The organism is Haloferax gibbonsii, assembly GCF_001190965.1.
Taxonomy (GTDB): domain Archaea; phylum Halobacteriota; class Halobacteria; order Halobacteriales; family Haloferacaceae; genus Haloferax; species Haloferax gibbonsii.
The window spans coordinates 55,610-69,149 of the sequence record NZ_CP011948.1 but is presented as its reverse complement, the minus strand read 5'-3'; the positions used below and the strand labels follow the sequence as shown (position 1 = coordinate 69,149).

The 13,540-nt window shown below is 66.2% G+C and carries 11 protein-coding genes; 6 read left to right on the top strand and 5 right to left on the bottom strand.

Annotated features, from left to right (window positions below; translation table 11 throughout):
- Positions 1-12: 12 nt before the first annotated feature.
- The 4 genes from ABY42_RS15295 (at position 13) to ABY42_RS15280 (ending at position 5,884) form a co-directional block, all read left to right on the top strand.
- Positions 13-1,848: a spermidine synthase gene (locus tag ABY42_RS15295; protein WP_050459994.1), complete on the top strand. Its 1,836-nt coding sequence runs from the start codon at positions 13-15 to the stop codon at positions 1,846-1,848.
- A gap of 6 nt (positions 1,849-1,854) precedes the next feature.
- Positions 1,855-2,385: a hypothetical protein gene (locus tag ABY42_RS15290; RefSeq protein ID WP_050459993.1), complete on the top strand. Its 531-nt coding sequence runs from the start codon at positions 1,855-1,857 to the stop codon at positions 2,383-2,385.
- Positions 2,386-2,407: 22 nt separating this feature from the next.
- The gene (locus ABY42_RS15285) at positions 2,408-3,379 is read left to right on the top strand and encodes a hypothetical protein (protein ID WP_050459991.1); all 972 of its coding nucleotides are present in this window, start codon (positions 2,408-2,410) and stop codon (positions 3,377-3,379) included.
- Between the two features lie 201 nt (positions 3,380-3,580).
- Positions 3,581-5,884, top strand: a complete 2,304-nt coding sequence (locus ABY42_RS15280) for a pentapeptide repeat-containing protein (protein ID WP_050459990.1) — start codon at positions 3,581-3,583, stop codon at positions 5,882-5,884.
- 27 nt (positions 5,885-5,911) lie between these two features.
- On the opposite strand, the gene ABY42_RS15275 is transcribed toward ABY42_RS15280, so the two are convergent.
- On the bottom strand, positions 5,912-6,742 hold the full coding sequence (locus ABY42_RS15275; RefSeq protein ID WP_050459989.1) for a carbon-nitrogen hydrolase family protein: 831 nt from the start codon (positions 6,740-6,742) through the stop codon (positions 5,912-5,914).
- A gap of 42 nt (positions 6,743-6,784) precedes the next feature.
- Positions 6,785-7,138, bottom strand: a complete 354-nt coding sequence (locus tag ABY42_RS15270) for a cupin domain-containing protein (RefSeq protein WP_004971504.1) — start codon at positions 7,136-7,138, stop codon at positions 6,785-6,787.
- A gap of 253 nt (positions 7,139-7,391) precedes the next feature.
- Here ABY42_RS15270 and ABY42_RS15265 point away from each other — a divergent pair, with 253 nt between their 5' ends.
- Complete coding sequence (locus ABY42_RS15265) at positions 7,392-7,817, top strand: DUF5518 domain-containing protein (RefSeq protein ID WP_049904869.1); 426 nt, start codon at positions 7,392-7,394, stop codon at positions 7,815-7,817.
- A 197-nt stretch (positions 7,818-8,014) separates the two neighbouring features.
- On the opposite strand, the gene ABY42_RS15260 is transcribed toward ABY42_RS15265, so the two are convergent.
- The 3 genes from ABY42_RS15260 to ABY42_RS15250 form a co-directional block, all read right to left on the bottom strand.
- Positions 8,015-8,737 (bottom strand): ThuA domain-containing protein, encoded by a 723-nt coding sequence (locus ABY42_RS15260; RefSeq protein WP_004971509.1) that lies wholly within the window; start codon positions 8,735-8,737, stop codon positions 8,015-8,017.
- Positions 8,738-9,227: 490 nt separating this feature from the next.
- Positions 9,228-11,162 carry a hypothetical protein gene (locus tag ABY42_RS15255; RefSeq protein ID WP_050459988.1) on the bottom strand — a complete coding sequence of 645 codons (1,935 nt, stop codon included), beginning with the start codon at positions 11,160-11,162 and terminating at the stop codon, positions 9,228-9,230.
- 245 nt (positions 11,163-11,407) lie between these two features.
- Positions 11,408-12,346, bottom strand: a complete 939-nt coding sequence (locus ABY42_RS15250) for a dihydrodipicolinate synthase family protein (protein WP_050459987.1) — start codon at positions 12,344-12,346, stop codon at positions 11,408-11,410.
- Between the two features lie 114 nt (positions 12,347-12,460).
- Between ABY42_RS15250 and ABY42_RS15245 the strand changes: the two genes are divergently transcribed.
- Positions 12,461-13,513, top strand: a complete 1,053-nt coding sequence (locus ABY42_RS15245; protein WP_004971515.1) for a Gfo/Idh/MocA family protein — start codon at positions 12,461-12,463, stop codon at positions 13,511-13,513.
- Positions 13,514-13,540: the final 27 nt, after the last annotated feature.

Here is a 13,540-nt window from a genome sequence, read left to right as displayed (position 1 = left end):
CGCCCTCCATCGATGTCCAACACGCGAACCGACACGGCGACGCTCCTGACGCTCACCTTCGTGGTGTCGTTCTGTAGCTTCGCCTACGAGTTCGTCTACTCGGAACTGCTGACGGTGATGTACGGCGGGACGGTCACCCAGTACGTCATCACGGTCGGGCTGTACTTCTTCAGCCTCGGCATCGGCGCGGCGCTCTCGGACGACCTCGACGGCGCGACCCTCGGCGGGAACTTCTTCCGCACCGAGGTGCTCCTGGCCGCGGCCGCGCCCGCGGGCTTCCTGCTCATCGTCGGTCTCAACAGCGTCCGCATCCCGCAGGCGGTGCCCGCGGAGGTCATCTGGACCGTCGCCCGCCTCCCCGTCGTCGTCGTCGGGTTCCTCTCGGGGTTCGAACTCCCGCTTTTGACCCGCATGTTCGACGAACTCGGCGACGACGGGTCGGCGACGCCCTCGTGGCTCCGAACCGCGGGCGCGCGAATCCACGATTTCGTCGTGGCCGCCGTCGGCACCCTCTGGACCGTCGAGCGGACCGAGGGCCGCAGGAGCGGCCTCTCCGTCATCCTCGCGATGGACTACGTCGGCGGCCTCGCCGGTGCCGTCGTCTACGCCCGCGTCCTCTACCCGGGTCTCGGCCTCATCCCGACGATATTCGTGCTGGCGCTCCTCAACGGGGTCGCCGCGCTCGTCTTCGTCGCCCACTTCGGCGAGTGGTCGTGGTGGCCCTTCAGCGACGCCGCCCCGTCCGCAAGCCCCACCTCGTCCGCCAGCGCCGACCCCGGCGGGAACGCGACCGACAGCGCCCGAGCCGACCGGTCGCTCTCGGCCGCGCGTGTCTCGAAGACGCTCCTCGTGGTCTGCCTCCTCTTGACGGCGACCTACGCGGGCGTCGTCGCCAAGCACGACGTCGCCGACGAGCGCCTGTCGCAACTCTACCTCGAACAGCAGATAGAAAACGAGTACCCGCCGGGCGCGATGCGCGCGACGGTCACCTCGCAGGAGACGACCACCTACCAGCACGTCATCCGGTACAACCGCACGTGGACCGGCACCGGCCCGAATCCGCACTTCGACGGGCGGACGGAACAGTGCCTCCGGCTCGGCGCGGCCGTCCAACTCTGCGAGAGTTGGGCCGACAGCTACCATCGGGGGCTGGTCGACGTGCCGATGTCGCTGGTCGACCCCGGTCCGGAGACCAAGGTGCTCGTCGTCGGTGGCGGCGACTGGATCGCGATCGACCACCTGCGGGAGTACGGCGTCACCGTCGACCACGTCGACCTCGACGGCGAGTTCATGCGCGACGCGAAGACGGACCCCTTCTTCCGCCGCTGGCACGACGACGCCCACGAGTACGACCGGCTGAACACGACGGTCGCCGACGGCTACCGGTACCTCCAAGAGACGAACGAGACGTACGACCTCGTGTTGCTCGACGTGCCCGGCGCGACCGACGACGACCTGCTCACGCTCTACTCGACCGAGTTCTACCGCTCCGTCCGGACGCACCTCTCCGAGGACGGCGTCGCGGTGACGTGGGGCTACTCGCCCGACGCCTACCCCGAACACCACAAGGCGTTCGTCAACACCGTCGGGGCCGCGGGCTTCACCCGAGAGCTCTCCTACTGGGTGCGCGAGGACCTCGACGACGACGGCGAGACCGAACGCGTCGAGCAGTTCTACGTGCTCGCGCCCGGCGACCGCCCCCGGCTCACCGGCGACGGCGCGACGCGGTACGTCCGCGCCCGCGAGGAGCACTATGGCTCCGCCGAGTGGCGCGCGGTCCCGCACTACCGCGGCGTCCGCGAGAACTCCATCTTCCACCCGAACTACGACATCCTCGTCGACACCTGATTACCCATGCCCTCCCAACCACCTTCCACCACCGAACCGCCCGCCGCCTCCGACCCGTCTCCGCCGGTCGAGACACCGACGGAGCTGTACTTCGGCTACAGCGCCGACGTGCCGGACCTGACGACCGTGGACGTGAAGATGGTCTCCCCGGCGACGCTCGCGGGCGAACCGGCGGTCCTCACCGTCATCGGCGAGTCCCACTACGTCGGCCTGCCGGCGCTCGACTTCCACGAGCTGTGTTCGTGCAAGCCGCTGCCGCACGAACGAACCCACGAGACGCCGCTTTCCGTCGGCGCGGAACGCGAGTTCAGCTTCGAGAGCGACCGACTCGACGCCCGGACGGTCGTGGAGGGGCGCTCGCTCGACGCCTTCCCCGGCCCGGACGACGCGACCGTCGCCTATCGGTTCGGCCCGGAGGCGTGGACCACTATCCGCGTCGGCGACGGCGGCTACGAGACGTACCACACCTACCCGGAGTACGACCTCGCGCTGTACACCGAGACGACGATGACGCCCGAACGAGAGGCTCAGCGATGACTCCCGAACGAACTACCCAACGATGACCCGAAACGCCACCACCTACGACGGCGACGTGACGCTCAACGGCTCCGAACGACCCCCGGTCGAACTGCGCGACCCCGCGGACGTGTTCGTCGGCGGCGCGAGCGTCGCCGGCGACCTCACCGTGCAGAACGCCGAGTACGTCTTCACCCACGCGCCGGTGACCGACGACGCGGCCGTCGGCGACGCGACGGCCGGCGACGCGGCCGTCGAGACCGAAATCCGCGGCAGCCTCGAAGACGGCTACGTCCAGTCGGTCGACGGCGACGTGCTCCTCGGCGACGCCGAAGACGTGTTCATCGCGGCCGACGCCGCCGACGGCGCGGTCTCGGCACCCGGGGCGGAGAACGTCTACGCGGGCGAGGGGACGCCCGTTACCGCCCCCGACGACTACGACGTGTCCACCTTCGGCTGGAAGCAGTCGGGGAGCGCGACCGACCCCGATACCGGCGTCTACGCCGTCGGCATGGCCCACGACGTCGACCTCACGAACGTCAACTCGGACGTGGAACTCTACCTCGTCGGCCACGGCCACGAGGTGCGGGTCGAGGGTCGAGGTGCGGCAGTCTCCGTCCACTTCGTCGGCTACGACAACACCGTCAGCGTCGGGCCGTACCTCGCGTCGAGCGTCGAGACCGACACCGGATTCGACAACGCGGTCGACGCCGACCCCTACCCCGCCGAGGACCTCGTCGAGATGTCCCGAAGCGAGGCCTACTCGAACGCCGGGTTCGGCCGCCGTAAGGTGACGTTCCAAGAGCCGGCCGACGGCGACGAGTGGTGTCCGAACTGCGGCAAGCCCGCCGAGGCCATCATCGAGCGCCACCAGATGGAGGCGTTTTTCCTCTTCGGCTGGCCGCTTTGGACCTTCGAGCAGAGCACCAACCCCGCCCGCGAGTGCGAACACTGCTCGCCCAACGCGATTCACGCCGAACTCTCGGCGTCCGAGCGCCGCGAGATATTCGACTGACCTCGTCGGCGGTCCGAAGATATATATCAAAACACCAGACAATGTTGCACATACGATTGTCCCCGCGTTCGAACGTCGCACCCGTGTTCGAACGCGCTCGCCGGGTCTGCACCCTCAGCCGCACCCGCCACGCCCGCTGTCCCCGGCGCATCCGTCCGCCCCTCCCCAGCCATGTCGAGAAATGAGTCCACGCCGGCGCTGATGTCCTCCTCGTCGTGCCGGTACACGTTCGACCCGTCGGTCCAGACCGACGCCCACCTCCAGACGACGTGGGAGTGTCCGCACGAAGCCCACCCCGAAAGCGAGTTCTGCGTGTTCCACATGAGCCGCGACGAGCGCGCCTCGCTCGACGTGACCGGCGACGACATCGTCGGCGAACTCCGGGCGAACCTCCAGTCGCCCGACACCCGCGTCAACGAGTACGTCGGCGCGGACCTCCCGCACCTCTCGCTCACCTATCAGGACATCAACGGCGCGACGAACCACGTTCTCAACTTCCAGCACGCCGACATCGAGGGCTTGGACCTCACCCACGGCCGCCTCGACCAGGGGTTGATTCTCCGCGAGGCGACGGTCGGCCGCCTCAAACTCGACGAGGCGGTGGTCACCGGCGACGTGGACGCACGGGAGGTCACCGTGACCGGCGCGGTGACGACCAACGAGGCGACGTTCGAACAGGACGTTCGCTTTTCGGAGGCGACCTTCCGCGGCGAGGTCCGCTGCGACGAGACGGTGTTCCAGGGCGACACCAGTTTCGCAGACGCGACGTTCCACGGCACGGCGCGCTTCCGCAACGTCGAGACCAGTGGGAGCAGCCACGTCCTCGACGACAACATCACCTTCGCGAACGCGACGTTCCGCGACGACGCGAGTTTCAGACAGGCGATTTTCAATTACGTGACGTTCGAGGGCGCGCGGTTCACCGCGGGGTCGGACTTCGAACACGTCGAGTTCGAGGGCGACGCCCGGTTCGACGGCGTCCGCTTCGACGAGATGGCCGACTTCGACGAGGCGCGGTTCGACGACGACGCGAGCTTCGCCGACGCCCGGTTCATGCAGTTGGCCGAGTTCCGCGGCGTCGAGTTCAACGGCGGGAGCCGGACGACCCACGACGACGTGACGTTCGAGGGCGCGACGTTCGAGGGCGAAGCGGACTACAAGCTCGCTCGATTCCGCTATTCGGACTTCAAGGACGCCGTGTTCAAGGGCGCGGTCAACTTCGACCGCGCGACGTTCACCGCCCGCACCGACTGCTATCGCCTCCGCGTCGACGGCGCGTTCGACCTCTCTTTGGCGTCGTTCGACGGACAGGCGAACTTCGACGAGAGCGAGTTCCGCGACGCCGTCGTCGCCGAGGAGGCGACGTTCGGGTGCGACGCCTCGTTCGAGGGGGTCGAGTTCGAAGCTAACGCTCGGTTCGGCGAGGCGCGGTTCGAAGAGGACGTGAGCTTCAAGACCGCGGCGTTCCACGGCCTCGCCACCTTCCGCGGGGCGTTCTTCGAGGGCGAACTGCAGCACCTCGAAGCCAACGCCTCGTTCAACGAGGCGACCTTCGAAGCCGGCGCGGAGTTCGAGGCCGCGAACTTCACGAGCGCGTCGTTCTGGGAGACGACGTTCCACGACCGGGCGGACTTCCGGCAGTCTGACTTCGAGACGGCGCGCTTCCGCGTGCTCGTCGGCGACCGCGACACCTACCTCGACTTCACCGACGCGACGCTCTCCGGCGGCACGATTTCGCAGGGCTCCGGCGAGCCGACGCCGTACGACCTCACCCGCGCGACCATCGGCGACCTGACGCTGGAGGGCGACGGCAACGAACACCAGCTTCTTGACCACTTCCGCTTCTGTCTCACCGAGTTCGACCGCTTTGACTTCAGCGACCACCACGGCTACCTCGAACGCAACGACTGGACCATCCACGACTTCGTGGGTAACGGCGCGACCGGCCAGTTCGCCGTGGAACTGACGCCCGATATCATCGAAGAAACGTACCGGAAGGCGCAGGACAGCGCCAACGCCGTCGGTGACACCCCCGCGAGCCGCGAGTTCGAGTTCAAGCGCTACTACTACAACCGCCAGAAGAACTTCGACATCATCCTCAACGAGTACTCGCTGAACACGTGGGCCCGCGGCAAGAAGGTCGCAAGCGTGGGACTGAACACGCTCATGCAAGTCACCTGCGGCTACGGTAACCGCCTCCCGCGAATCGCGGCGTTCACGTTCCTCCTCCCGGCGCTGTTCGGGCTGTGTTACGCCCTCGGCGGGCCGTTTCTGACGCAGGCGGGGAGCGTCTTCGACCCCGCCGCGGTCGACAAGACGACGATGGAGGTCCTCTTCGACAACGTCTACTACAGCTACATCAGCTTCAGCACGGTCGGCTACGGCGATATCAACCCGCTCGGGCCGGCGGCGCGCGTGCTCGCGGCGAGCCAGGGGATGTTGAACGGGCTGTTTTTCACCCTGCTCACGTTCACGCTGTTCAAGCGTGTCCTCGGCGGGAGCTAATCGAGCCGAGTCGCCCGCGTCCCCTCCTCACTCGTCCGACCGCTCGTACACGTCCGGTCGCGCGTGCTGGAGCGTCTGCATGTCGCGGCGGATGTCGTTCAGATGCGACAGGTCGATAGTCGCCGTGACGACTTCCTCGCGGTCCTGCGCCTTCGAAATCACGTTCCCCCACGGGTCGACGACGAGCGTGCGGCCGTAGGTCTCGACCCACGACGGCTTGTCGCCGATTTGGCCGGGCGCGATGACGTACGCCTGGTTCTCGATGGCTCGGGCGCGAAGGAGCGGTTCCCAGTGGTCTTTTCCGGTGTGCATCGTGAACGCCGCGGGGACGAGAAGGACGCTCGCGCCGGACTGCGCCATCGTTCGGTAGAGCTCCGGAAACCGGAGGTCGTAGCAGATAGAGAGGCCGAACGTCGCGAGGTCGGTGTCGACCGTCACCGCCCGGTCGCCGGGGGCGACGTGGTCGGACTCGCGGTGTTCGACGCTCCCGCCGATTTCGATGTCGAACAGGTGGACCTTCCGGTAGGTGTCGAGCACCTCGCCGCTCGGGCCGATGAGCGCCGACGTGTTGTAGACGCGGTCGCCGTCCGGAATCCGTTCGAAGAAACTCCCCGTGTGGACGAAGACGCCGTGTTCGCGGGCCTTCTCCGAGAACCGTCGTACGGTGGGTCCGTCGAGCGGCTCTGCGACCTCGGCGAACCGCTCTTCCGGGCCGATGAAGGTCGTCATCTCCGGGAACGCCACGAAGTCCGCGCCGTCGGACGCGGCCTCGTCGAGGAGGTCGAGCGCCCGCTCGACGTTCGCCGCCTTGTCGTCTCGCGAGTCTAGTTGGCACGCGGCCGCCACGAATCGGGACATCTCGTCGGGAGGCTACGTGGACCGACGATATGGTAGTCACGGTTACTCGCTCGGGTCGAACTCGAGGTAGACCAGTCGCTCGTCGCCGACCGTCCATCCGCGGTGTCCCGGCGGGATGGTCGCGGCGCAGCCGGCGGCAACCTCAGTCTGCGTCCCGTCGTCCAGTTCGAGGCCGAGCGTCCCCGAAACGACGTAGATGTCGTGTGCGTTCTGGCAGTAGTCGAGCTCTGTCTCACCGTGGCCGTCCTCTGTTCCCCATCCCGGTTCCAACGTCGCCCGCGTGACCGCCACGTCGCTTAGGTCGACCGACTCCGTGCGGCCGGCTTCGAGCGCTGTGGATTCCGCGTCGGAAAGCTCCGTGACGACTAGCTCGTCGACTTCGGTACTGTCTGCCATAAAACACGTTCTCCGGGGACGGTAGTAGCTCTTACGTCGGTGCTGACGACATAACTATCTCCTGTAAGAAAAATTTGTAAAACGAGCTCATATACTATTACAGACAATATCGTTCGCGAGGGCTCGTTGGCTCGGCGGGTCCGCTGTCTGCGAGTCGTCACACGAGCGACCCGGAAGCCGATTCGCAACTCGAAATCTCGAGGTCCAGCCCTGCCAAGATATATGAATCCTTAGCAATTTTACATACGCGACTATGGTCTCGACCCCCCGTTTCAGAACCCTCCCTCCAGCATGGAAATCCGCACTTATCGGGGTGATAGCCTCGCTCCCCGTCATTGCGGTTGTCAACTGGCTGCCGGAGTCGGAGTCGACCGTCGGTGCCGGTATGATGGTATTCGGCGCGTTCATCGCGGGGGCCGTCGCCGCGCTCAGCTCGGCGGACCCGGACGCCGCCGGACTCCGCGCCGGCCTTCTCGGTGGCGTTCTGGAGTTGTTGGTGTTCGCAGCGACCGCGGGCACGACGGCGGCGTGGCCGCCGTCCAGAATCGCGTTCTTCGGGCTCGCCGGCGGGGTCGTCCTCTGTCTCGCCTCCATGTTCGGTCTGGGATGCGGTCGAGTCGGCGGATGGACGGTGCGTACCGTCGCCTCACGGTGGAATCCTACTGCGAGTACGTCGTAGATCCCTTGTGACACTTTTCACAGAATTACCAAATAATAAAGATACATCGAAAACTGATGTGTGAGCCATGACACTCGATTTTGGGTTCGAACATCGCCTCCGTTCTCACAGCGAAGTGATTTCGAACTCGTTCAGCAACAATAGTCGCGTTTGTTCCTTTGTAGGGAACAGACCCATCGTGACGCGCGTTCTCGTGCTCACTCGTCGACGGGTTCGAGCGGGTCGGTCTTCCCCCACCGCGCCGACGCGCCCTCGGTCGGCGTCGCCCACTCGACGGCGTTGTCGATGACCCGTTTGACCTCGTCCTGGTGGAAGATGGGATACTCCTCGTGGCCCGGTCGGAAGGCGAAGATTCGCCCGCGGCCGCGGCGATAGCAGACGCCCGAGCGGAACACGTCGCCGCCTTCGAACCACGAGATGAAGACGGTTCTGTCGGGTTCCGGGATGTCGTACGGCTCGCCGTAGGTCTCTGTCTCCGGGATGACGAACTGCTCGTCGAGGCCGTCGGCGATGGGGTGGCCGGGGTCTGCGACCCACACGCGCTCGCGCTCGCCGCCGTGGCGGTACTTGATGTTGCAGGTCGTGCCCATCAGCCGCGTGAACGGTTTCGAGTTCTTGCCCGAGTGCAGCGGGATGAAGCCCATCCCCTCGTGGACGCGGTCGACGACGCGCTCCGCGACGGCGTCTTTCACCTCGTCGTTGGCGCAGTGGGACCACCAGACCAGTACGTCCGTCGCGTCCAGCGTCTCCTCGTCTAAGCCGTGTTCGGGCTCCTGCAACGTCGCCGTCCGAACCTCGCGGTTCGGCCCCTCCAGATGTTCCGCGATGGTGCCGTGGATTCCCTTCGGATACCGCTCTGCGACCTCTGGTTCTTCCCGTTCGTGGACGTTCTCGTTCCAGACGGTGACTCGTGTCGGCATGCGCCATAGTGTTCGCCCCCGTTGATAAATTCTCCTCCCGAGCGAGATATTGGCTACCACTCGCTGCTCCAGACTGTTCCCCTAATGGGAACTCACTGCCGATTGTCGACACATGGGCTGTCGCTGCAGAATCTGGAATCTTGTGGTTTTGAACGCCGCGTACCGAGGGAATATCCTCGTCTTCCCGGCTGACAAGCATTACGGTTATATGGTTGTAATCTGACTGCCGAAACGTCTCTTCGACGTTCCCGAGACGGCTTCGAGAATAGTTCTCGATTAATAATTCCCAACAGGGGAACGTCACTCGACTCGATTCCAGCTCTCGTGAGTCACTTCCACGTCGAATCGCCCGCCTCGTGCCTCACCAATCGCTCTCTTGAATGTCTGTCGGCACACCCCGAATATCGTCGTTCCCCCGAGGGGAACGAGAACTACTATATCGATTTTTCGTGCGCTTCTCCCGAACCCCGCGCGTCGCCGCCGCGGGACCTTACGACGCCGTTTCCGACCACGGGTGTTCGTAACTCGGGTCGTCCGCGAAGCGGTTGAGACCGGCGCGAATCGACATCCGACTTCCGGCAGGGAGCCGCACCCGGAGCGCGCCCGTCCCTTCGTCGCCGTCACTTGCGCTGTCGGAGTCCTCCTCGCCACGCTCCGCGCCGTCGGTCTCGACCGTCGTAAATCGGTGTTCGCCGTACGCGCCCGCTTGGACGACGACCTCCTCCTGTCTCGCCCCGGTGTTGACGAGCGTCAGTTCGATTCCCTGTTTCGTCACCGACTCCACGAGCGCGGCGACGCCCGTCGGCAGTCCCGGCCGCTCCCTGCGGGCGTCGAAGTGCCGCACTTGAGCCATGACGAGGCCGCCGTAGTAGACTGGCTGTGGCGCTCCCATGGTGAGTTGGAGCAGCGCCTTGTGGAACGCCGGGTTTCGGTCTCTGAGGTAGTCTTCGTCCACGGTCGTCGGCTCGTTCCCCTCGGCGTCGAACAGTCGCAGTCGCTCGTCGACGTGCTCGCGCGTCGCTTCGAGGATTCGGTCCGGGTAGTCCGAGAACTCCCCGTCGAGGTAGGCCAGCCACGCGTACTCGTGACCGTCGTCGTGTTTCGTCTTCGCCCGCGGGTCGACGCGTCGCCAGTCCTGTTCGCCCCAGTCGCGGAGCCGACGGACCCGATTTCGGTCCTCGTCGCGCATCGACATGTACCAGAGGTGAACCGCGTAGGGGTCGTCCGTGGGCGGCTGGAACTCGTACCAGCCGTCCCGCCACAGCACCTCCCCGTCGTCCTCCGTGAGGACGCCCGAGGCGTCGTAGTGGTAGTCGCCCTCGCCGCCGTACTTGTGCGGGATGTGGAGGGTGCTGTGTACGTCGTCTTCGGCGACCTCGATGCCGTTTTCGATGAGTACGTCGAGTTGCGACCGCGGGAAGTCGAGGTACTCCCGGTCACCTTCGAGCAGGACTGCGTTCTCGGCGGCGACCGTCGGCCCGATGCCGATGTAGTGCCACCCGCCCCACGACCAGCCGTAGTAGCCGCCGTACCACGACCCGTCTGTGTACTCGCCGATTTCGCCGGAGCGCCCGACGTTGTCGGGGATGATGCCGCCGTTTTCGGCCGTCCGCTCCCGCCACGCGTCGAGGTAGTCGGTCACCCACTCCCGGTAGTCGTCGTCGCCCGTGTGGAGATAGGCGTTCGTCATCAGGCTCGTGATGTTGAGGTTCAGCGGGATATCGCCCTTCGCGCAGCGCTCGTTCAGCACCTCGAACAGGCGCTCTTCGTTCGCCCGGTCGAGGAGGTCCGCGGCCTCGTCGAACTCTAAATCCCGCCACGGGAGGCCGTGTCTGGCCCAGCGGTAGTCCGCGCCGTAGGGGTGGTGTTCGTAGGCGGAGAAGTCGCAGAACTCCGGGCCCATGCTCCCGTTCATCGGCCCGCGGACCACCCGATTTTCGGCGTCGTAGTTCCCCGTCTCCGAGTCGGCGGTGTAGAGGTCGGCGAACTTCGTCGCTCGGTCGACGACCGCGTCGTCGTCGGGCGCGGCGAGGCCCATGTTGTACGTGTAGAGGTTGCCCTCCCCGAGGTGGAACCAGTCGCGACACTGTTCGAACTCGTCGACGACCATCGGATGGCCGAACGGCGTCTCCGTCGCCGCGCCGCGTTCCAACGCGGACTCGTACACGCGACGGGCGTGGTCGAGCAGGCGTTCGTCGCCGCCCATCGCGTACACGAGCGGCCAGTTGTAGAACCCCTCGACCACGTCGTCGAAGCCGTCGACGCCCACGTGGTCGTCCGGCGGCCAGAACGGCTCCCCGTCGGAGCCGGTGTAGTCGTCGACGAATCGGTCGACCGCGTCGGCCGTCAGGTCGAACAGTGCTCGCTGTTTGTGCGCCCACGTCGGCGGCCGAGTCGCCTCGGCGGTCGCTTCGAACTCGCGCATGCCAACATACCCCGCGCCTCGGGTGATGAATATTTGGGTCGCGCGAGTCGCGGCGCTCCGGTCGGTTCGGGCGACGACGCTCCGTCCGACCGCGTCGTCGGCGAACCTCCCGATTCAGTCGTCACTCACCGTGCCGACACCGCGCGGCTCGACCTCGTCGCTACCGCGGTTATGCCAGTCGCTCTCGCGGCCCTCGGTCGGTCGGTCGTTGGTTGTCGTCGCTCGGCGTCTTCTGTGGGTCGCGTTCAGTCGATGAGGCGCTCGATGTCGTCGTCGAGCTGGTCGTACAGCTCCTCCGCCTGGCGCTCGTCTTCGGCCGACAGCGGGCGAATCGGCTCGCGGACTCCCCCGCCGTGCAGGCCGGCCAGTTCGAGGCCTTTCTTCACCGCCGGGACGCTGATAGCGCCATCGAGGGTGTTGTTCTGTCCAGTCTGGTCGCGGAAGTTCTGGTAGGGCAGACAGATGTTCCGAAGCTCGCGGGCGCGCTCCCAGTTCTCTTCGGTGAGTGCGTCGAAAAGTTCGAGCCCGACCTCCGGCCGGAAGTTGCTCACGCCCGCCGAGAATCCCTCGATGCCCTCGTTCCAGAACGAGACGGCGAAGGGTTCGGCGAGGCCGTCCACCCAGACCACGTCGTCGCCGGTGGCGCTGGCGGCCGCGCCGAGTTTCACGGCGTCTTCGATGGCGTACTTGATGCCGACCACGCCGTCGAGCCCCGCGAGGTCGCGGAGGTAGCCGATTGACGGGTCGAACCCCTTGACGTACGGCACCAGCGGGGCCGACGAGGCTTCGGCGAGCTTTTCGTAGTAGCGAAGCAGCCCGCGCTCGTGGACGTACGTGTGGTCCGGCGGCATTATCATCATCCCGTCGACGCCGATGCGGTCGTAGGCTTCGATGAGTTCCCGCGCGCCCGCCGTGCTCCCGCCGACGCCGGCGAGGACGCACACGTCGGACGGGAGCGCATCGACGGCCGTCTCCGTCACGTCGACGCGTTCCTGCTGGGACAGCGAGTGATACTCGCTGATGTTCGCCGACGCGAGGAACGTGCGGATTCCCTCGTCGTAGAGGGTCGTCGCGTTCGCTGCCAGTTCGTCGTGTTCGATGTCGAGGTCGTCGTCGAACGGGGTGAGGAGCCCGGCGGCGACGCCGCGCAGGTGCTCGCGCACACCGCTCTCTGCGAGTGGCATACCCGAACCACCGTGCACTCGCGCATAAAATCTTCGGACAGGGGGGTCGAGCGCGACCACGAGCGCCCGAGGACCGTCAAAACAGTTATCTGCCCCATCTCTGTAGTCGAACCCATGCCGCGTCAGACAGACTCGTCTCCAATCGCCGTCGGAGTCGTCGGCCTCGGAAGCCTCGGTCGTCGGCTCTGTCAACAGTTCGTCGAACTCCCCCGGTCGGAACTCGTCGCAATCTCCGACGTGGACCCGGACGGCCTCGCCGAGGTCGGCGACTCCTTCGACGTTCCCGAGGCGCACCGCTACCGGTCGTTCGAGGCGTTCCTCGATTCGGCCCCGATGGACGCCGTCGCCGTCGCGACGCCCAACGGCCTGCACTACGAGCAGACCTCGGCCGTGTTGGACCGCGGCCTGCACGTCCTCTGCGAGAAGCCGCTCGCGACCGACGCTGAGGAGGCCTACGAACTCACGACCCGCGCCGAGGCGAGCGACCAAACCGTGATGGTCGGCTACCAGCGACACTTCAACCCGGCCTACAAGCGCGCCCGCGACGAGTGGGCCGACGGCGACCGAGTCCCGCGGTTTATCACCGGTGAGGTGACCCACGACTGGCAGTCCTACTACGAGAAGGAAGACGACTGGCGGATGAACCCCGAACTGAGCGGCGGCGGCCACCTCCTGAACGTCGGCACGCACGTCATCGACGCCATCCTCTGGACGACCGGTCTCACGCCGACCCACGTCAACGCCTACGTCGACTTCCACGACGACGAGCAGGTGTTCGACCGCCAGTCCTCTATCAACATCGAGTTCGCGGAGGGAGCGATAGCGAACGTCTCCGACACGGGCGTCGTCGCGCGGACCCGCGAGCACGTCCACATCTGGGACGACGAGGGGGCGATATACCTCGAAGGCCACGAGTGGGACGACCGGACCGGCTACGTCATCGACGACGAGGGGACCGAACACCACCCCTACGACGGCTACGAGCGGTGGCTGAGCAAGGGCACCGCGTTCCTCGACGCGATAGAGACTGGCGAGACGCCGCCCGCGACCGCCCGCGACGGCCTCAAGGCGGTGCTCATCACGATGGCGGCCTACGAGTCGGGTCGGCGGAACGAACGCGTCGCCCTCGACGAACTCTACCCGTTCGCGTCCGACGTCTTCCAGTAGCGCGCCATCGTTTTCTCTCGGCTGTCC

Excerpts from the sequence above, each read along its gene's own strand:
- ABY42_RS15295 (WP_050459994.1), top strand. The coding sequence starts at position 13 with ATGTCCAACACGCGAACCGACACGGCGACGCTCCTGACGCTCACCTTC.
- ABY42_RS15290 (WP_050459993.1), top strand. The coding sequence starts at position 1,855 with ATGCCCTCCCAACCACCTTCCACCACCGAACCGCCCGCCGCCTCCGAC.
- ABY42_RS15285 (WP_050459991.1), top strand. The coding sequence starts at position 2,408 with ATGACCCGAAACGCCACCACCTACGACGGCGACGTGACGCTCAACGGC.
- ABY42_RS15280 (WP_050459990.1), top strand. The coding sequence starts at position 3,581 with ATGTCCTCCTCGTCGTGCCGGTACACGTTCGACCCGTCGGTCCAGACC.
- ABY42_RS15275 (WP_050459989.1), bottom strand. The coding sequence starts at position 6,742 with ATGTCCCGATTCGTGGCGGCCGCGTGCCAACTAGACTCGCGAGACGAC.
- ABY42_RS15270 (WP_004971504.1), bottom strand. The coding sequence starts at position 7,138 with ATGGCAGACAGTACCGAAGTCGACGAGCTAGTCGTCACGGAGCTTTCC.
- ABY42_RS15265 (WP_049904869.1), top strand. The coding sequence starts at position 7,392 with ATGGTCTCGACCCCCCGTTTCAGAACCCTCCCTCCAGCATGGAAATCC.
- ABY42_RS15260 (WP_004971509.1), bottom strand. The coding sequence starts at position 8,737 with ATGCCGACACGAGTCACCGTCTGGAACGAGAACGTCCACGAACGGGAA.
- ABY42_RS15255 (WP_050459988.1), bottom strand. The coding sequence starts at position 11,162 with ATGCGCGAGTTCGAAGCGACCGCCGAGGCGACTCGGCCGCCGACGTGG.
- ABY42_RS15250 (WP_050459987.1), bottom strand. The coding sequence starts at position 12,346 with ATGCCACTCGCAGAGAGCGGTGTGCGCGAGCACCTGCGCGGCGTCGCC.
- ABY42_RS15245 (WP_004971515.1), top strand. The coding sequence starts at position 12,461 with ATGCCGCGTCAGACAGACTCGTCTCCAATCGCCGTCGGAGTCGTCGGC.